Source organism: Amycolatopsis sp. NPDC028719, from assembly GCF_055565395.1.
Genome location: NZ_JBVHUL010000014.1, coordinates 35,307 through 54,745 on the forward strand (window position 1 = coordinate 35,307; position 19,439 = coordinate 54,745).

The following is a 19,439-nucleotide window of genomic DNA, read 5'->3' on the forward strand; positions in this document are numbered from 1 at the left end:
GCCGTGCGGGATCGACCTAGGGCATTCGCCGTCCCCGGCTCAACCGGCGGGCTGGTGGCGGGCGGCTTCCCGGGCGATGTCGATGCGCGAATTCACGCCGAGCTTGGTGAGGACGTGCGAAACGTGCGTGCCGACCGTGCGCGGGGACAAGTAGAGCCGGGCCGCGATCTGCGGGTTCGACAGGCCTTCGACCACCAGCGCCGCGATCTTGGCCTCGGTCGGGGTCAGGCTGTCCCAGCCGTGCGTGCTCTGGCGGTGCTTCACCGTCGGGCCGCTCCGGATGCCGTAGGTCCGGAACAGGGCGCGCAGCCTCGCCACGTCCCACTGCGCGTCCAGCCCCGAGTAGATGTCGACGGCGTGGGTGAAGGCGGCCCGCGCCGCACCGCGGTCTTCGGACTCGTCGTTCGCGAGGGCGACCGCGGCGGCTTCCAGGGCCTTGGCCCGGAAAAGCGGCCGGCCCGCGTCGTGGTAACCGTCGGCGGCGCGCAGCAGCACCGCCGCGTCGCGCTCCAGCAGACCGCGGCAGTAGAGGGCGAGCGCGCGGTGGTGCGGAACGGCGGAATCGGCGGCGATCGCGCTCGCCCGGGCCTCGATGTCCGCCGCCGTCCCCACGTCGCCGATCGACATGGCCAGCCGGGCGGCGTCCGCCAGCAGGTCCTCCCCCGCGTCTTCGCCGTTCAACACGCCGACCAGCAGGGTCAGCGCCTGTTCCGGGGCGCCGGCGTGTTCGAAGGCGAGGCAGCGGGCCCGCACCAGGGGAACCACGACCCGGTCGCCGATGCGTTCCGCGTACGGCGCGGCGACCTCGAGGTGCCGGCGTGCCGCGTCCGTGTCGCCGCGGTGGAAGTGGATGATCGCGGCGACCCCGTGGTCGCAGCACACCACGCTCGGATCCTTGCGCTCGTCCGGGACGACGTCCACCTCGGCCAGCGCGTCGTCCCACCGGCCGGCGCCGAGCAGCAGCTGCCCGAGCGCGCTCTGGACCTGGGTCAGCCGGACGGCGCTGCCGGTGCGGTCGGCCAGCTCCCGCGCCCGCCCGGCGGCGGCGAGCGCGTCGGCGTAGCGGTCGAGCGCGCCGAAGGTGACCGACTGGTTGATGCGCAGCAGCAGGGTGAGGTCGATCAGCTCGGGGTCGCCCCGCACGATGACCATCGCCCGCTCGAACAGCGGCAGCGCGCTGGTCCATTCGCCCCGCATCATCGCGACCAGGCTCAGCACGTGCAGCGCCCACCCGGTCGCCCAGCGGTCCTCGACCGAGCCGAGTTCGGCCAGCGCCGCGGTGGCGACCCGGCCCGCGGCGTCGACCTCGCCGAGGTCGCGGTGCGTGCGCGCGATGAGCACCAGCAACCGGGCGCGGTGCCGGGCTTCCAGGCCCGGCTGGGTCAGCGCGTCGTTCAGCTCGGCGAGGGACTCGGCGGAGCGGCCGGTCATCCCGCGGCACTGGACGACCGTCGTGTGCAGGTCGACGACCACGTCGGGATCGCGGACGCGGTCGAGGGCGCGGCAGGCGATCCGCTCGGCCTGGGCGACGTTGCCCACCCGGTAGTAGGCGTCGGCGAGCCGGCAGGCCAGCGCGCCGGTCACGGCGTCATCCAGCGGCGCGTCGCGCACCGCACGCCTCAGGAGCGCGACGGCGGCGACGGGTGCCTGGCCGATCAACGGCGTGGCCACGTCGAGCAACCACCGCACCGCCCAGGCCGGCACCGGCACCCGACTGTCCGTTGTGGACACCATGGGCAGCAGCTGCCGGGCGACGCGCTCGACCGGCGCGCTCGCTTCGGCCAGCGCCCACGCGGCAGCCTGGTGCCAGGCGATCCGGACCGCCGTCGGCATCTCGTCGTACAGCGCCCGGCGGATCAGCGCGTGCCGGAACGCCAGGTCGTCCCCGGCGGCCACCAGCACCCCGGCGGCGCGGGCCTCGTCGAGGGCGGGCAGCAGGCCGGCGAGCGAGCTGTTCGTGACGGTCACGAGATCCGCGACCGAGAAGCCGTCCCCGAGCAGCGCCGCCGCCCGCAGCACCGTCCGCGCCGCCTCGGACAGGAACCCCAGCCGGTCCGCGATCGCCTCCGGCAGGGAGTCCGGCGTGGCCGTGCCGGTCAGCTCCGCGACGCCGGCCGTGTCGACCTCCAGGCACGAGCTCCGGGACAGGGCGTCGAGCAGTTCGATGAGGTACAAGGGGTTTCCGGCCGCACCGGCGGCCAGCTCCTCCAGCCGGACGCCCGGTTTGCCGCCGGTCCGCGCGGCCACCAGCTCGAGCACCGCCGGTTCTTCCAGCCGGCCCACCCGCAGCCGCTCGGCCTGCGGGACGACCCGGAAGAGCGACCGCAGGTCGTCGCGGCGCGGCACCGGCCGCAGCACGCCCACCAGCAGCAGCGGGAGCCGGCGGACCGACCGCGCGATCCGGCTCCACACCGCCACCGTCGTGCGATCGGCCCACTGCAGCTCGTCGACGACCAGCACGACCGGCCCGGCCTGGCAGAGCTCGTCCACCAACGCGATCAGCTGCTCGGCCGCCGCGGCGGCGAGATCGGCGCCCTTGCTCGCGACGGCACCACCCCCCAGCAGCTCGGAAATGGTGTCACGACGGGGATCCCGCGTCACCGGCGCGATCTGCAGGGCGTCCAGGAGCGGGAGCAGCGGCAGCGCCTGCCCGAGTTCGTCGCCGGCTCCCCAGAACACCTGGCACCCCGCGTGCGAGGCGGCGGCGCAGGCGGCCCGCACCAACGCGGACTTGCCGATGCCCGGCTCGCCGTCCACCAGCACCGCGCGACCGCGGCCCTCTTCCGCTTCACGGATCCAGGCGACCAGCCGGGACAGCTCGTCGTCCCGACCGACCAGCAGCTCGATACCGTCCGTGAGCGGTCGCACACCGGGGATACTAGAAGGAAAGAGGTTACCCAACAAGAGGTGTGGTGATACGGCCCGATGAACAGGCGTTATCCGCCGCTGCGCTGCGTGAACAGCCATTTCGGGAATAATCCGGATTCGTGATCCCGGCGTTATTCCCCTGCCCGCCATTGGTGGATCACCGACCGGCCGCCGGAGGCCGGCCGATCCTCTCCGCAAAGGTGCATGCACCTCGTCGCTCATTCGGGTGACCAGGCCACCATCCGGATGGAGCAGGGCACAACGATGGTGCGGCCGGGAAAACCGAGGTGAAACCGGACAGGGACCGCAGCACCCGCAGTTGATCACGATTCCCGGTCGCGGCCGTCGCGGGCCGGCAACCCCGGTTCTTTCGAAGATTTCGACAGCGGCGCGATCACCGTCTCGACAGTCTTCGCGCGGACTTCCCCCGCGAATACGCGCGCGCCGGCGATGGTACGCGACGGCCGGAGCGGCGCCGGCCACGGGCCGATTTCGGCACCGTGAATTCGCCGGGTTCGCCCTCGTGGGAGCACGATCGCTGATCCATTGTCGTTTACCGTGACCGGTGCCCTCGGGGCCACGTTTTCCGCAGTCTTCCCGCGGGCGGCCGGGCCCGACCGAGCCCGAACGGCAGTCACCGGCTGCTGCACGCGGTCCAGCCGAGGACGACACCCGGCCGGTTCGCCGGCGTGCCCGGCGAACGACCACTCACCGGGCCGGACCACCGCCGGCCCCTTTCCCCGATCGGAGCAGCCGTACCCGAAACCGCGATTCCGGCGCCCGCTCTTCCGGGAATCAGTGGCGCAGTACCCTGACGGCCGCAATGATTCGTAGCGTCCTCCGCTGTCCACCGCACGCGCCAAGATCCTCGATCAAGTATTCATGCGGCCATTCTGGTGAAATCCCGGTTGCGAACACATCTCGCATTGTCAAGCGATCTGACGCTGCCTACAGTGGCCTGCTTGACAGACACCGGGGAATGAATCACGGATCTTCCCGGGATTCGGTAGATCAACCGTCATCTCCTTCGAGGAGCAAGACTTGTTTGGAATCAGCAGGTCCCGTGGCCGGGTTCTCCTTCGGCACGCCGCGCTCGCCGTCGCGGTCGTCCTGGCCGGCACCGGTTGCGGCGCACTCGGTTCGACCGGCTCGAGCGCCGAGGCCGGCGGCAGCGGCCTGGAAAAGACGACGCTGAAGGTCTCGATCCTGCCCACCACGGACCTCGCGCCGTTCTGGCTGGCCCAGGACAGCGGCTACTTCAAGGCCGAAGGCCTCAGCGTCGACTCCGTCATCGCCGCCAGCGGCCAGGCCTCGTTGACGAAGTCGATCTCCGGTGAAGCGGACATCGCGTTCTCGACCTATCCGCCGTTCTTCACCGCGAAGAGCACCGGCGCCGCCGACATGCAGCTGGTCGCCGACGCGACCTCGGTCAACCCGAAGTCCAATGCGATCGTCACGGTGCCGAATTCGCCGGTGAAGACAATCTTCGACCTGGCCGACAAGAAGATCGCGATCACGGCCAAGAACACCGCGTCGGACCTCCTCACCCGCTCGGTGATGCAGGATCACGGCGTCGATTTCGACAAGGTGAAATGGGTGCTGATCCCGCTGCCGAACATCGCCGCGGCGTTGCAGCAGGGCGAGGCGGACGCCGCGTACCTGCCGGAGCCGTACATCACCCAGGCCGCCAAGACGGCGGGCGCCATTCCCGTGATCGACATCAACTCCGGTGCCACCCAGGACTTCCCGCTGACCGGCTACGGCGCGACGAAGAAGTGGGTGCGGGACAACCCGAAGACGCTGGCCGCGTTCCAGCGCGCGATGCAGCGGGCCACGCACGACGCCCTGAACGACCGCGCCAAGGTCGAGCCGCTGCTGGTGCGGTTCGCCAAGATCGACGAGGACACCGCGAAACTGCTCACGTTGCCGGGCTACGGCTCCACTTTGGACTCACGGCGCCTGCAACGCGTGCCGGACCTGCTGCTGCAGCTCGGCGCCATCCCGAAACCGATCGACGTGAACTCGATGATCGGGCCGCAGGCCGGAAGGTGACCCGGCGCCGGCACCCGGGCGGGACGATCCGCCCGGACGCCGGCGCTACTCGCCGAGGTTGGGCATCGGGCGGTTCGAGCCCCAGCGGATCGGCGGGTCGAACGCGCCGCTGACCGTGTCCAGCTTCGTGCCCTTCGGCGGGAACTCCGGCAGGAAGTTGTCCTCCTTGTTGTGCTGGATGAACTTCTGCACGTCGGATGTCAGGCCCTTGTACTCGGCGTCGAGCTTGACGTGGTCCCGGATGCCCTGCTCGGCGGGGTTGACGGCGTCCTTCCACTTGACGTTGTCGCTGGCCGTGACCGAGTAGTCCACCTTGAGGTCGTTGGCCTGCTTGCGGAACTCCGCCGGCGTGGAGTCGATGCCCCACTCGTTCAGCTTGCGCCCCAGCGTCGTGTCGTTCATCCGGCTGACGCTGTCCTTGAACTGCCCGACCCGGATGTCGGCCTGCTTGAGCTTGTTCTCGAAGTTCCCCGACATCTGGGAGTTCGCCTTGCGGGACAACGTGGTCATGTTGTCCGCGGTCCCGGAGCCGCCGAGATCGTTGTTCTTCAGGTGCCCCTTGATGAAGTAGCCCTCGTCGGTGTCGGGCTTGTACCCGTTCTTGTCGGCGGGGTTCCGCAGCTTGTCGAGCTCGGCCTGCAGGCGCGGGTCGAAGTTCGCGTGCTTGGTCGTGTTCAGGTCGTTGACGTCGGTGAGGTGGTTGCCCGCCGGCGTGGTCCCGCCGGGGTACTTCCCCTTGCCCGAGCCGTCGAGCGAACCGCTGCCCGACTTCCCGCCGCCCTCCATCACCGTGCGGCCGGAGTCCCCGTGCGGCTTGTCGGCGTCGCCGGTGAGCGGCGGGTCGTACCGGCCGGTCCGGGGCTTCTTGGTGGCGGACCCGGTCCCGGCGGCGCCGTTGCCGGCGCCCGGGTTCGGGTTCGGGCGCTTCTTCGAGCCGGACTTGCACGGGGCCGGAACCTCGAAGGTGGCGTCGTCGTCGAGGAACGCGGTCGGGTCGTCGGCGTAGTTGACGACCTTGCCGCTGTTCCTGGTCAGGCCGAGCGGGTCGGCGGCGAGGAACGGGTCTTCGACGTAGGTCTCCGGGTTCAGCGCCGGGGTCAGGCCGAGCGGGTCCGGCGAAATGTAGCGGGCGTTGGCCGGGTCGTAGTAGCGGAAGACGTTGAAGTGCAGGCCCGTTTCCGCGTCGTGGTACTGGCCGGGGAACCGCAGCGGCGTCCGCGGGCGGGCACCGGCCGGGGTCAGGCCCCACAGGCTCGTCCGCACCGGGCTGACCGCGGCGTGCTCCGGGCCGATCAGCTCGGTCGGGGTGCCGATCTCGTCGGTGACAACGGCGGAGACCTCGACGCGCCCGTCGGGCAGCGTGCGCGCCTGCGCCACCACGCGGTCCTCGTCGGGGTGGTGGATCCAGGTCAGCGTTTCCACCGGCACGCCCCCGGCGGTGTGCCGGGCTTCGACGAGGTTCGTGCCGTCCCAGGCGAAGTCCACCCGTTCGGCGACCGCGCCCGCGGTGTCCAGCCGTTCCTTGGCGGTGCGCCGGTCCAGCGCGTCGTAGCGGTAGCGCCACCGGGTGCCGTCCGGCGTGCGCACCGCGACCAGGTGGTCGTGCGCGTCCCAGCCGAACGTCCAGGTCAGCGGCGTCCCGTCCGGTGCGGGCAGGGTCCGCTGGACCAGCCGGCCCTGCGCGTCGTGCTCGTAGCGCACCGCGCCCGCCGCGGCGAGCACGCCGCCGGGGTACCGGCGCGGGCCCGCCTCGGGGCCGGTCCCCGGTGACGAGGAGATCAGGTTGCCGAGCACGTCGTAGGCGTAGCGCTCGGCTCCGCCCTGGTGCACGGCGGCGGTGACGCGGCCGGCGTTGTCGAACTCGTACCGCACTCCCCCGGCCGGATCCTCCCGGGCGGCGATGCTGCCGTCCGGGCGCCGGTGGTAGCGCGTGACGCCGGCCGGGGTCTGCTGCGCCGCGAGCCGGCCCGCCGCGTCGAACTCCTGCCGCAGCAAGGGGTTCGGCCCGGCGGAGAGGCCCACCGTGCGGCCGGCGGTGTCCTGGCGCAGGGTCAGCTCGGTGCCGGCGATCCGCACCAGTTCCGCACCGTCCCCGCTCTGTCCCCAATGGACGTCCACTCCGGACGGAGTGCGCCGGGTCTTCGCGCCGTGGCGGTAATCGAAGGTGGTGGTCCCGGCCGTGGTGGTCTGCCGCGTGACGCGGCCTTCGCCGTCGTGGGTCAGCTCGAGCACGCCGTCCGGGCCGGTCGCGCGCACGAGGCGGCCGACCGGGTCGTAGCGGTAGGTCTCGGTGCCCGCCGGGCTGATCCGCTCGGTCAGGTTGCCCAGCAGGTCGTACCGGGACTCCACGGTCTCCCCCGCGGGGCCGGTGAGCCGCACCCGCTGTCCCGCGGCGTCGTACTCGCAGCGGGTGACCCGGCCGGCGAAGTCGGTCTGGGAAAGCAGCCGGTCTTCGGCGTCGTAGGTGTAGTGCCAGGTCTGCCCGGCGGGGTTGGTCACGGCGACCAGCCGCAGTTCGGTGTCGTAGCGGTGGGTGGTGCGCGCCCCGGTGGCGTCGACCGTGGCGACGAGCGTGCCCATCGGGCCGTTTTCGGTGCGGGCCACCCGGCCCAGCTCGTCGGTGAAGGACGTTTCTTTGCTTTGGCCGTCGAACGTCCACTGCCGGCGGGTCCCGTCCACGGCGAGGACTTCCCGCAGCGAGCCTTCGACCGTCCACGCGTACGCGGTGCGGCCGCCGGAGCCCTCGACCGCCCGCGGCCGCCCGAACAGGTCGGCTTCGACGCGAGGCTGCTCGGCGACGTCCGGCGCGCTCCCGGTGTGCTCGAGGTGCTGGTCCGCGGTGACGCCGAGCGGGTCGGCGTAGGGGTCGGGCAGGTTCGGGGCGGCATAACGGCGGCGGAAGACCCGGTCGCCGTCGGCCACCTCGATCACCAGCTCGGTCTCGCTCCGCTCGGCGATCAGCACCCGGGAACCGTCGGCGCGCAGCACCGAAACGAGCCGCCCGCGCGGGTCGTGCTCGAACTCGGTGCGCCGGCCGAGCGGGTCGGTGCGCGAGAGCAGCACGTCACGCGGCCCCCACTCGCGACGGGTCACGCCGCCGAGCCGGTCGGTCAGCGCGATCGTGTTGCCGTCCTCGTCGAACTCGTACACCGTCTGCCGGCCGAAGGAGTCGGTCACGGTGGTGCGCCGGTCGGCGTAGGCGAGCGTGGAGTCGAGGTAGCCCTGGTCCCCGACGCCCCGCACGCAGCGGCCGTGCCGGTCGTAGACGTAGCGGTACCAGGCGCCGACGTGGTCGGTCCAGCCGGTGATCCGGCCCTCGGGGTCGTGGGTGTAGCGGGCCGGCCGGGGCGAGGAATTGGCGCGCAGGCCGAGGTGGCCGTGCGCGTCGTAGTCGTAGCGGGCGACGAGGACGTCAGCCGCTTCCGACAGCGCGCGGACGGCGCGGATCCGACCGCCGGCGACGTCGAAGGCGATCCGGGCGCCGCCGGAGTGCGTGAGCAGCGCGGGCGCGCCGGCGGCGTCGTGCTCCAGCTCGACGTACCCTCCGCTCTCGGAGCGGATTTCCTGGAGCAGGAACAGATCCGGGGTCCCGTCGGCCGCGGCGAACCGCCGCAGGGTGCCGCGCGCGGGGTCTTCCAGGACGTACGCGGCGCCCTGCCCGTACAGCCGGCGCAGCGGACCGTGCGGGGCGGTGACCGCCGCTCCCGGCGCGGGCACCGGGAAGCGCAGGATCATGGCGTCGGCGCTGTAGTACGTGACGGTCCCGTTCGCGACGGTCAGCCGCTCGTCCACCAGCGACGCCCACGACGGCCCGAACCAGCGCCCGGCCCGGTAGGACGAGACGTGGTTGCGGACGATCAGCCGGCCGAGCGGCCCCGGCACGACGAGGTCGCTTTCGGTGACCAGGACGTCGCCGGTCTGGACGTCGATCGGGTCGCCGCTGCCTTCCTTGCAGCCGGGTTCCTTGGTCTGGGAGGTGTTCCGGTCAGATCCCTTCGAGCCACCGGAGCCCTTCGCACCCGCGGACGTGGTCGAGTCGCCCGGCGGATCGTCGAGGCCGCGCGAAGCCGGCGGGGGATCGGTCTTGGGCGGCGGGTCGGTCTTGGGTGGTGGGTCGGTTTTGGGTGGTGGGTCGGTCTTGGCGCCGGACGGGGTGGTGTCGTCGCCCTTCGCCCCCGAGGTGGTGGTGCCGTCGCCCTTCGGTGGTGGGTCGGTCTTGGGCGGCGGTGCGTCCGGGCCGCCCTTGCCGTTGGGCCCGTCGAGGCCCTTGGGGTTGCCGTTGATGTCGGGGTGCTTGGGCGGCGGCGCTGCCTTGCCCGGTTTGATGTTCTTGAGTGCCTTGGCCGCGTCGGAGAACAGGTCACCGGCGCGCTTGAGCAGCGGCATCAGCGCCTGCAGTGCCTTGACCAGCCGTTTGGTGAGGTCGGCGATCTTCGACGCGGTCTTCGCGACGGCGGTGATGACCTGGGGGACGACCCAGGTCATGCCGATGCCGAGGGTGAAGATGACTTGCAGGGCCCAGCTGATGAGGTGGCCGACGAGTTCGGCGATGATGTCGCGGACCAGCGCCCGGACCGCGGCGACGACCTCACCGGCGGTTTTGACGCCGCTGGAGGCGCCTTCGCAGCCCTTTTGGGCGGTTTCCAGCAGAACGACGGTGTCCTGTGCGCGTTGGCGGTAGGCGTCCCCGGCGGTGCCGGTCCAGGACGAGACGTCCGTTTTGACCATCCCGGTCAGGTCCTGGCCGATGCTGCCCAACTCGGTGGCGACGTTCCTCCAGGTCTCGGACTGGGCGGCGATCTCGTCGGCGTTGCCGGTGAGGCCGTTGAGGGCTTCTTTGAGCGGTCCGACGTGCTCGATGAGCCACCCAACACCCGCGGCGAGGATCGCGCCGAACGGGTCCATCGCCATCGACAGGGCATCCAGAGCAGTGCCCACGGCGCCCATCGCGACCGAGGCCCAGTCGCCGCTTTCGATCGCGGATTTCAGGTCGGCCGCCGACTCCAGCAGGGAGACCCCGGAGTACGCCGTCGTCGAATCCTTGGTCTCCGCGACCAATGGATTGCTCATCCGTCCCCCGCCTCAGTCACCTGACCGACCCCGAAGTTCCCATCAAAACACACCTCGCCGGGCGGGCCGCGAGGGACTGATGATCACGGGTCAGCCGTCGGTGCCGCGCGTCGCAAGCCGGTCGACGGCCGGGTCGGCTGGACCGGGTCCGCACGCTGACGGCAGTGCGCCCCAATGTGGCCTTCGGTGCGTTCAACGCACCCAAGGCGGCCTTCGGTGCGTTGAACGCAACCAAGGCCACATTGGGGCGCTGTCAACGACCTCGGCGCGGCATGGATCAGTACTCGCTCACGTCGCGCGGGGCTTCGCGGTGGGGCCGGGCGCCGCCACGGCGGCCATGATGTGCCGGGTGCGCTCGCGCAGCAGCTCGTGCGTGCGGTCGTGGTGGTTGCGGGGGTGCCACGCCATGCCGAGCGCGATGGGCGGCAGGGCCAGGGGGATCGGGAACGTCCGCAGCCCGAGCGTCTCCAGCATCGTGCGGCCCAGCCCGGCGGGGGCGACGCAGACGACGTCGGTTTCGCGGGCCAGGTACAGCGCGCTCGCGAAGCTGGGGACCACGGTGAGCACGCGCCGGCTCAAGCCCAGCTCGGCGAGGCGCTCGTCGATCGGGCCGTGCGCCCGGCCCCGCCGCGACACGGCGACGTGGTCGGCCGCGGCGAACCGCCTCGGCGTGACGGTCTTGACCTTCGCCAACGGATGGTCCGGCCGCACCGCGCCGACCAGCGTCTCGGTGACGAGCGTTTCGGAGTGGATCTCCGGGTCGCCCGGGCGGATGGTGCCGATTTCCAGGTCCACCAGGCCTTCGCGCAGGGCCGGGGTGTCTTCGAGGTTCTCCGGCCGCAGCCGCAGGGAGATCCCCGGCGCCTGCGTCCTCAGATCGTCGATGAGGGACGGGATGAACGTCGTGGACAGCATGTCGGTGACCTGCAGGTCGAACTGGCGCACCGCGGTCCGCGGATCGGCCGTGGCCGACGGCGTGAACAGCGCCCGGGCCCGGGCGGCGACGGCGTGCACTTCCCCGCGCAGCTCCAGCGCCCGGGGTGTCGGCACGAGATCGCGCCCGGCACGCACCAGCAGCGGGTCGCCGAAAGCACGGCGCAGGCGGGCCAGGGACCGGCTCACCGCCGGGGCCGAGGTGTGCAGGCGCGCCGCCGCCTTCGTGACGCTGTTCTCGGTGAGCAGCGCGTCCAGCACCTCGATCAGGTTCAGGTCGTGATCCACTCCCCGATTATCACAGATGAAATGACTGTGTACCAAGGTTGCACTGGAGTTAAACGGCATCCGTCCCTAGCGTCGAACCCGGGCGACCGAAGGAGGGATACCGATGCGAGTTGTGGTGATCGGCGGCGGGATCGTGGGGCTGACGAGTGGCCTCGCGCTGCGCCGCGCCGGGATCGACGTGGTGATTTGCGAGCAGGCGCCGGAAATCCGCGCCGCCGGGGCCGGGCTGGGGCTGTGGCGCAACGCGCTGGCGGTGTTCGACGACCTCGGCGTCGGCGATGAGGTGCGGGCCATCGGCGAGCCCAGCGAGATGTACTTCCACGACACGGCCGGGCGGCCGCTCGAGACTCCCGGGTTCGGGGTCGAGGACCACCGGTTCCTGCTGGTGCACCGGGCGAAGCTCAACGATCTGCTCGCCGGCGCCGTCGGCCGGGAGAACATCCGCCTCGCCACCGGGTTCACCGCGTACGAGGAACACGCGGACCGCGTCACGGTGCGGTTCGCCGAGGGCAGCGGGGAAGACGCCGACGTGCTCGTCGGCGCGGACGGCGCGTACTCGGCCGTGCGGGAGCAGCTGGTGCCGGGCACGCCGGCGCGCGCGCACCCCGGTCACCACGCCTGGCGCGCGGTCATCCCGGACCCGGGTCCGAAGCTGACCGAAAACCGCGTGATCCTGGGTGGCCACGGCTGCCGCGGCGGGTACGTGCGCACCTACGACGGCGGCGTCTACTGGCTGGTGAACCAGTTCGACACGCCGGAGCTGACCGGCACCCGCAAGCAGCAGGCCCTGGACCGCGCCGCGCACCTGGAAGAGAGCACCGGGATCCTCTCCGAGCTGATCGCCGCGACGCCCGAAGAAAGCATTCTGCACAACGAGGTCATGCTGGTGCCGCCGCTGCCCCGCTGGGCTTCCGCGCGCGTCGTGCTCGCCGGGGACGCCGCCCACGCGATGTCGCCGCACATCACCGCCGGCGCGACACTCGGCATCGAGGACGCCGCGCTGCTCGGCCGCCTGCTCGGCGCGGCCGGTGACGTCCCCGCGGCGCTGGCCGCCTACGAGGCGGACCGGATCCCGCGGTACGCCCGCGCCGCGGACCTGTCGGCGGCGGTGGAACACGCACCCACCCCGCAGGAGTTCGCGCACCACTACGCCGCGTTCAGCCACTGGATGATGACGACCGGCGCCGGCGAAAACCGGGGGCGGGCATGACCTTCACGGTGGAAGTGGACGTGCCGGTGCCGATGCGCGACGGCGTCGCGCTCGCCACCAACGTGTGGCTGCCGGCCGGGCCGGGACCGTTCCCCACGTTGCTGGTCCGCACGCCGTACGGCAAGGACGACGCCGGCCTGTACGGCAATCCGAAGCTCCCGGACGTGTTCGCCCTCGTGGAAGCCGGCTACGCGGTGGTGGCGCAGGACGTCCGTGGCACCTCCCGCTCCCCCGGGACCTTCGTGCCGCACACGCACGAAGGCCGGGACAGTCTCGACACCCTGACGTGGCTGGCCGCGCAGCCGTGGTGCGACGGCGCGGTCGGCATGTGGGGCGGCTCCTACATGGGTTTCACGCAATGGCAGGCGGCCCCGCACGACGCGCCGGCGTTGCGCGCGATCGCCCCGGTGATGACCTCGGCCGACCCGTACGCGGCGCCGTGGCGCTCCCCCGGTGGCGCGTTGTCCCAGGACGCCGTGCTGTCCTGGGGCACGCTCTCGGCCCTGCGCACCCTGCGCCGCGATGACGGTGACCCCGCCGACGCCGCGGCGCTGCTGGCCGGGCTGGCCGAACCGCGGCTGCTGCACGAACCGCTGCCGCTCGCCGACCGCGGCCCGGTGACACGCTCCCTCCCCTGGATCGGCGACGTGCTCGGCCACCCGGAACGGGACGGCTTCTGGCGGGACATCGCCGCGATCGACCACTGCGACCGGATCACCGTCCCGGCCCTCCACATCGGAGGGTGGTACGACGTGTTCGTCGGCGAAACCGTGCGGTCCTACACGATGCTGCGCCGGCACGGGGGCAGCGCCGCGGCCCGGGACGGGCAACGGCTGCTCATCGGGCCCTGGTCCCACCCCGACGGCACCGACCTCGGCACCTACCCCGACCGGTCGTTCGGGCTCGCCGGGAGCATCAAGGCCGCCGGCATCACCGAAACCCACCTGCGGTTCTTCGACCGCTGGGTCCGGGGCCGGGTGGACACCCCCGAGACGGTCACCCCCAAAGACACCGGCCGGGTCCGGATCTTCGTCATGGGCGTCGACCAGTGGCGTGACGAGCCGGACTGGCCGCTGCCGGACACCCGGTACACCGATTTCTTCCTCGCCGGCGACGGCCGCGCCAACACCGCCACCGGCGACGGCGTCCTCACCCGCGATGTCCCCTCGAAAGACGCGACGGACACGGTCCACTACGACCCTCGCGACCCGGTTCCGAGCCTGGGCGGCCGGGTCCTCGCCGCGGCGTCCGGCGCCTACCCCGGACCGGCCGACCAGGCGGCGGCCGAAACGCGCGCGGACGTGCTGTGCTTCACGACCCCGGCGCTCGAGCGGCCCGTCGAGGTCACCGGCCACGTCTCCCTGGTGCTGCACGTCCGTTCGTCCGCGCCGGACACCGACTTCACCGGCAAGCTGGTCGACGTGCACCCCGACGGCCGGGCGATCCTGCTGTGCGAGGGCATCCAGCGCGTCCGCTACCGCGCATCGCTCACCGAGCCCACGCTCCTGGCGCCGGGCGCGCTCGCCGAACTCACCCTCGACCTGGGCGTCACCGCGAACGTCTTCCTGCCCGGGCACCGCATCCGGCTCGAGGTCTCGAGCAGCGACTTCCCGCGCTACGACCGCAACACCAACACGGGCGGGACGATCGCCACCGACGGCGAAGCCGACCTGATCGTCGCCGTCAACCGCGTCCACCACGGGCCGGCCCACCCCAGCCGGCTGGTCCTGCCGCTGATCGACCGGCCTGTCACCGAACCGCCCGAGGAGACCGGAGCATGAGCGCACTGCAGGAGCTGGCCGATCGGACAGCCATCGCCGACGTCGTCGCCGGTCTCGCCCACGCCCAGGACGACCGGGACTGGATCGCCCTGCGGCGGCTGTTCGCCGACGAGGTGACGCTGGACCTGTCGGCCCACCACCACGGCGGGCCACCGAGGACCGTGCCGGCCGCCGACCTGGTCGAGCTGGCGCGCACGACCCTGGCGGGGTTCGACTGCACCCACCACGCCGCCACCGACCTCGTCTTCCGGCTGTCCGGCGACGAAGCAACGTGCCGCACGCACATGGTCGCCTACCACCACGTTCCCGCCGGCCCCGGAGTCGTCGACCACTGCACGATGCGCGGCTACTGGCAGCTGGCACTGCGCAAAGCCGGCGGACGCTGGCTGATCCACCGGTGGGCCGTGCAGCGCACCGCCCCGTGGGAAGGATCTCCGGACGTCTACGCGCTCGCCGCCGCGCGCGTCGCACCCCCGACCTGACCGCCACCGAGGAGACCTGCGATGTTCTACGAAATCCGCACCGAGCACGCCCGCTCCGGCCGCGGCGCCGAACTGGCGCGCTACCTGGCCGAGATCGTCATCCCGCTGCACCGGGAACGGGGGATGGACGTCGTGGGATCGTTCACCGTGCTCGGCGACGAGGACGCCTTCGTCTGGATCCGGCGGTTCGAAGACGACGCCGACCGCGACCGCGTCCTGGCCGCCGTCCACCAGGATCCCCGGTGCGCGCCCATGGCCGAAACCGTGGCGGCGCTGACGAGCGGGACCGCGGCCACGCCCCGCCTGGCCCCGGCCGCCGGGTCCGTGCTCTGCTGAGCGCCGATCACGTTCGAAAGGATTTCCTGTGGCCCAGCACCACCTTCCGGCGACGCGCGCGACCACCGTGGACGTGTTCGACCGGTCCACCCCGCCCGTGCTCACCGTGGACCCGGGCGATTCCGTCGTGGTCGGCTCGCTCGACGCCGCGGGTTACCTGGAACGCCGGGTGCACGGCCCCACGATGTTCCCGGACCGGCGCGGGCACTGCCTGACCGGGCCGATCGAGGTGCGCGGCGCCGAGCCGGGCATGGTCCTGGGGGTGCGCTTCACGTCGATCACGCCCGGCGACTGGGGCTGGACCACCGCGGGGGTGAAGGACAACGCGCTCAACCGCAGGCTGGGCGTGGCCGGCGGACCGCCCACGTGGCTGACGTGGGACATCGGCGACGGCACGGCGACCAGCAACCTCGGCCACACCGTCGGCATCGCGCCGTTCCTCGGTGTCGCCGGCATGCCGCCCGCCGAGCCGGGACCACACTCGACGATTCCGCCGAGAACCGTCGGCGGCGGCAACCTCGACTGCCGCGACCTGGTGGCCGGGTCGACGTTGTTCCTGCCGGTGACGGTGCCCGGCGCACTGCTGCACCTGGGCGACGGCCACGCGGCGCAAGGAAACGGCGAAGTCGGCGGGACGGCGATCGAATGCCCGATGACCACCGACGTGACCCTGACCCTGTCGACGGACCCGGCGGTCCCGGGCATCCACGCCGAGACACCGGAAGGCCGGCTCACGTTCGGGTTCGACGCCGACCTCAACCAGGCCGCGGCCGACGCGCTCGACACCATGGTCACCTGGCTGCAGCGGCTTCACGACGTCGACAAACCGACCGCGCTGGCCCTCGCCAGCCCGGTGGTGGACCTGCGGATCACCCAGATCGCCAACGAGACGTGGGGAGTGCACGCGGTCCTGCCGCACGACGCGATCCGCTGAGCGGCGACCACCGGCGGCGCTTACGTCACCGAGCCGGGCCGATCATCATCTCCGCCAACCGCTTCCCGACCGAAAACGGCCGCGCGTCCCGGGAAACCACCGACGTCACCGTCGCGCCCTCCACCAGGAGCAGCACCTCCTCCGCCAGATCGTCCGCGCGGTCGGAGCCGGCGCGTTCGAGCTGGGTGCGGAGGTAGCTGCGCAGGGCGGTCTTGTGGTGGCGGACCACCTCGCGCACCGGGTCCGCGGGGTCGGGGAACTCCGCGGCGGCGTTGAGGAACGCGCAGCCGCGGTAGCCGTCGCGGGACAGCCACTCCTCGTACGCGTCGAACACCGCCAGCACCCGCTCGCGCGGGTCGGCGTGCCCGGCCGTGATCGCGTCGACCTGCTCCTGCCACCGGCGGTCGCGTTCGCGCAGGTACGCGACCACCAGCCGGCTCTTCGAACCGAAGTTCCCGTAGAGGGCCGCCTTCGTCACGCCCGCCTCGGCCGCCACCGTGTCGACTCCCACGGCGTGGATGCCCTCGCGGTAGAACAGGGCCGACGCCGCCTTGAGCACCTTCGCCCCCGCGTCCCCCGGACGAGTCCTGACCACCATTCCTCCACACTGATCGGTCTGGGCCACTACCTGCACCAACCGTAGCATTACTTGACACCATACAGACCTGTCTGTTTGGTGGAGGCATGGAGACCGAAACGGAGGCAAGGTGGTGGCCCGTCGCGGCGGCCGGGGCGGGCGTGATCGCCCTCTGCTACGGGTTCGCGCGCTACGCCTACGGACTCTTCGTCCCGCGGTTCAGCGCAACGTTCGGGCTCACGACGGTCGCCGTCGGCGTGCTCGGCGGCCTCTCCACCGCGGGCTACGGCCTCGGGCTGCTGCTGTCCCCGAAGACGTCGGCGCGGTCGCCGCGCGGCACCGTGCTGCTGGCCGGGGCGGCGGCCACCACGGGACTCGCCCTGATGGCGGTGGCACCGGGTGTCGCGGTGTTCGGCGCCGGGATCGTCGTCGCGGGTGCCGGCGCGGGACTCGTGTCCCCGGGCGTCGCCCAGCTGATCGGCGAGGCCGTCGGCGCGCGCGTCCGGCCGCGGGCGCAGACCTGGGCGAACACCGGAACCGGCCTCGGGCTCGCGGCGTCGGCGTTCACGCCCTTGCTCGCCTTCGGCTGGCCCGCGATCTGGGCCACGTTCGCCGTGCTCGGCGCGGCGATGACGGTGCTCGCCTGGCGGACACTGCCGCGCGCCCGGCCTGCCGAAGCGGCCACCGGTCCCGCTCGCGGCGTGGCGCCGCTGGTGGTCAACTCGGTCCTCATCGGCGTGACGAGCGCGCCGTACTGGACGTTCTCCAGCTCCCGCCTCACCGAAGCCGGCCTGAGCCCGGCCGCCGCGACCTGGTGCTGGTTCGCCATCGGCGCCGCCGGGCTGCTCGGCGGCCTGGCCGGGCGAGCCGCCGGACGCATCGGGCTGCGCGCCGCCAACCTCGCGACGTGGACGCTCGCGGCGGCCGGCATCGCCCTACTGACCCTCCCCCACCCCGGCCTCCCCGGCGCACTGGTGTCCGGCGCGCTGTTCGGCGTCACGTACATGGCGTTGACCGGACTGTGCATCCTCTGGGCCGCCCGCCTGTTCCCCACGCGGCCCGCCCGCGGGGTCACGTGGTCCTTCGCCGGGCTCGGCGCCGGCCAGACCGTGGCGTCCCCGCTGGCCGGCGCGGCGGCGTCCGCCGTCGGCCTGGGCACGGTGTTCGGGCTGACGGCTCTGGTGGCGCTGGTCGCGTGGAGCCAGCTCCATCCCCGGCTCGCCCCGCCCGCGGATGTTCGCCGGGGGCCTTCACCGGGTACGTACCTGCCGGACGCTCCGCGAGGTGGTCGCGGAGCCGGGCGGAAGGCGGGTCGCCGATGACGACCGAGCAGACGCGGCACAGCACCGGCGAACTGCGGGTCGTCGCCTTGGAAGTGGCCGACGACCTCAGCGAACTGGCCGCGGTGCGCGCCTGGGCCGACCGGCTCCTCCGCGACCTGCCCGACGACGCGCGCCACGACGTGGTGACCGTCGTCGACGAACTCACCTCCAACGCCTTGCGCCACGGTGAACCACCGCGGCAGGTCCGGTTGCTGCGGCGCGCGAACTGGTTGTGCGTCGAGGTCGACGACGCCTGCCTCGATGCCGCGTGCTCACACCCGTCCATGGGCGCGGCGCCGCACGGGCTGGGGCTGGTCGCGAACCTGAGCGTGGCGTGGGGCCAGTGGCAGCGCTCGACGGGCAAGACGGTGTGGGCCGAAATCACCTTCGACGCCGCCTGACGGGCGATCCCCGGCGAATGTGGCCGAACACCTGGTCAAGTGAGGCCGAGTGGGCGAGGCTGCGCGGGTGCCCGACTTCAGAGGATTCAGCCTGTTGGCCCGGATTGGTTTGACCTGCTACGCCTTCGTCCATCTCGTCGTCGCGTGGCTGGCGGTCCAGGTGGCGTTGGGCGACAACGAAAAGGCCGACAAGGCCGGCGCGCTGCAGATCGTCGCCTCGGGCGGCGGAGCGTGGCTGCTCTGGGTGATCGCCGCCGGCACGGGGCTGCTGGCGTTGTGGCAGCTCACCGAGGCGATCGCGGGGCACCGGCACGCTTCCCCGCGCCGGCGGCGGGTGCGGCGGGCGACCAGCGGCGTCGAGGTCGTCCTGTACGGCCTGGTCGCCTACAGCGCGGGCAAGACCGCGACCGGCGGTTCCGGCAAGGCGGGTTCGGTGGTGGCCACGGTGCTGGCCGAGGCCTGGGGAGCCGCCGTGGTGATCTCGGCCGGCGTCGTCGTCATCGCGGTGGCCGCGTTCCTCGCCTACCGCGGGATCAGGAAGAAGTTCGTCCACGACCTCGACCTCGGCGGGGCGTCCCCGGTGGTGCGCCGGTCGACGGAGCGGCTCGGCCAGGTCGGCTGGTGCGCGATGGCGCTGGCCTACGGCACCGTGGGCGCGATGCTCGTCGTCGCCGCCGTCGAGTACGACCCCGCCAAGGCCGGTGGTCTGGACCCGGCGCTCAAGACGCTCGCGGTCCAGCCGTACGGGCAGGCCATGCTGCTCACCCTGGCCGCCGGCATCGCGGTCTTCGGCGTGTTCGCACTGCTCGAAAGCCGGTATCGCAAGATCTGAGTGTCACTCGTTCGAGTGCGAACGCGTGTTTGCTCGGCGGGATAGCGGGTACCCGGAGACCGTAGCGAGCCGCCACCGCCCCGAGGTGGCGGCTCTTCGGGAAAAGGAGCTTCTCCACCGTGATCATCTTGGGCGTCATCCTGCTCGTCATCGGTTTCATCGTCGGCATCCCGGTGCTGTACACGATCGGCATCGTGCTCGCCGTCGCCGGCGTCGCGTTGGCGATCCTCGGCGGGACCGGACGCAAGATCGGTGGCCGGGCGCACTGGTACTGAGCCGAAACTCGTATCTCCGCAACGCCGTCCAGGGCCGGAAGCCACCCGCTTCCGGCCCTGGCCGCGTTCACCGCGGGG

At 72.2% G+C, this 19,439-nt stretch carries 14 protein-coding genes; 10 read left to right on the forward strand and 4 right to left on the reverse strand.

Going from position 1 to position 19,439, the window contains the following annotated elements; all coding sequences use genetic code 11:
- Positions 1-39: 39 nt before the first annotated feature.
- Positions 40-2,868, reverse strand: coding sequence for a helix-turn-helix transcriptional regulator (locus ACZ4TR_RS43340; protein ID WP_364525349.1), 2,829 nt, complete (start codon positions 2,866-2,868; stop codon positions 40-42).
- A 1,041-nt stretch (positions 2,869-3,909) separates the two neighbouring features.
- Between ACZ4TR_RS43340 and ACZ4TR_RS43345 the strand changes: the two genes are divergently transcribed.
- Complete coding sequence (locus ACZ4TR_RS43345) at positions 3,910-4,920, forward strand: ABC transporter substrate-binding protein (protein ID WP_465294178.1); 1,011 nt, start codon at positions 3,910-3,912, stop codon at positions 4,918-4,920.
- Positions 4,921-4,965: 45 nt separating this feature from the next.
- On the opposite strand, the gene ACZ4TR_RS43350 is transcribed toward ACZ4TR_RS43345, so the two are convergent.
- Both ACZ4TR_RS43350 and ACZ4TR_RS43355 read right to left on the reverse strand, forming a co-directional pair.
- On the reverse strand, positions 4,966-9,990 hold the full coding sequence (locus tag ACZ4TR_RS43350) for an RHS repeat-associated core domain-containing protein (RefSeq protein ID WP_465294180.1): 5,025 nt from the start codon (positions 9,988-9,990) through the stop codon (positions 4,966-4,968).
- A gap of 288 nt (positions 9,991-10,278) precedes the next feature.
- On the reverse strand, positions 10,279-11,211 hold the full coding sequence (locus ACZ4TR_RS43355) for a LysR family transcriptional regulator (RefSeq protein ID WP_364525353.1): 933 nt from the start codon (positions 11,209-11,211) through the stop codon (positions 10,279-10,281).
- A 103-nt stretch (positions 11,212-11,314) separates the two neighbouring features.
- Between ACZ4TR_RS43355 and ACZ4TR_RS43360 the strand changes: the two genes are divergently transcribed.
- Genes ACZ4TR_RS43360 through ACZ4TR_RS43380 form a run of 5 tightly spaced genes read left to right on the forward strand, consistent with a single transcriptional unit; the run spans position 11,315 to position 15,954 of the window.
- Positions 11,315-12,421 carry an FAD-dependent oxidoreductase gene (locus ACZ4TR_RS43360; RefSeq protein WP_465294182.1) on the forward strand — a complete coding sequence of 369 codons (1,107 nt, stop codon included), beginning with the start codon at positions 11,315-11,317 and terminating at the stop codon, positions 12,419-12,421.
- Positions 12,418-14,202: a CocE/NonD family hydrolase gene (locus tag ACZ4TR_RS43365; RefSeq protein WP_465294184.1), complete on the forward strand. Its 1,785-nt coding sequence runs from the start codon at positions 12,418-12,420 to the stop codon at positions 14,200-14,202. The genes ACZ4TR_RS43360 and ACZ4TR_RS43365 overlap by 4 nt, the downstream gene beginning before the upstream one ends.
- The gene (locus tag ACZ4TR_RS43370) at positions 14,199-14,684 is read left to right on the forward strand and encodes a nuclear transport factor 2 family protein (protein ID WP_465294186.1); all 486 of its coding nucleotides are present in this window, start codon (positions 14,199-14,201) and stop codon (positions 14,682-14,684) included. The genes ACZ4TR_RS43365 and ACZ4TR_RS43370 overlap by 4 nt, the downstream gene beginning before the upstream one ends.
- Positions 14,685-14,705: 21 nt before the next feature.
- Positions 14,706-15,020 carry an NIPSNAP family protein gene (locus ACZ4TR_RS43375; protein WP_465294188.1) on the forward strand — a complete coding sequence of 105 codons (315 nt, stop codon included), beginning with the start codon at positions 14,706-14,708 and terminating at the stop codon, positions 15,018-15,020.
- Positions 15,021-15,048: 28 nt separating this feature from the next.
- The gene (locus ACZ4TR_RS43380; RefSeq protein WP_465294190.1) at positions 15,049-15,954 is read left to right on the forward strand and encodes an acetamidase/formamidase family protein; all 906 of its coding nucleotides are present in this window, start codon (positions 15,049-15,051) and stop codon (positions 15,952-15,954) included.
- A gap of 25 nt (positions 15,955-15,979) precedes the next feature.
- Here ACZ4TR_RS43380 and ACZ4TR_RS43385 read toward each other — a convergent pair whose 3' ends face one another.
- Complete coding sequence (locus ACZ4TR_RS43385; protein ID WP_465294192.1) at positions 15,980-16,549, reverse strand: TetR/AcrR family transcriptional regulator; 570 nt, start codon at positions 16,547-16,549, stop codon at positions 15,980-15,982.
- Between the two features lie 89 nt (positions 16,550-16,638).
- Between ACZ4TR_RS43385 and ACZ4TR_RS43390 the strand changes: the two genes are divergently transcribed.
- The 4 genes from ACZ4TR_RS43390 (at position 16,639) to ACZ4TR_RS43405 (ending at position 19,361) form a co-directional block, all read left to right on the forward strand.
- Positions 16,639-17,853: an MFS transporter gene (locus ACZ4TR_RS43390; protein ID WP_465294194.1), complete on the forward strand. Its 1,215-nt coding sequence runs from the start codon at positions 16,639-16,641 to the stop codon at positions 17,851-17,853.
- Entirely contained in the window at positions 17,850-18,254 is a 405-nt protein-coding gene (locus ACZ4TR_RS43395) for an ATP-binding protein (protein ID WP_465294196.1), read from the forward strand. The genes ACZ4TR_RS43390 and ACZ4TR_RS43395 overlap by 4 nt, the downstream gene beginning before the upstream one ends.
- Before the next feature lie 94 nt (positions 18,255-18,348).
- Positions 18,349-19,086, forward strand: a complete 738-nt coding sequence (locus ACZ4TR_RS43400; protein WP_465294198.1) for a DUF1206 domain-containing protein — start codon at positions 18,349-18,351, stop codon at positions 19,084-19,086.
- 119 nt (positions 19,087-19,205) lie between these two features.
- Positions 19,206-19,361 (forward strand): hypothetical protein, encoded by a 156-nt coding sequence (locus tag ACZ4TR_RS43405; RefSeq protein WP_364525372.1) that lies wholly within the window; start codon positions 19,206-19,208, stop codon positions 19,359-19,361.
- Positions 19,362-19,439: the final 78 nt, after the last annotated feature.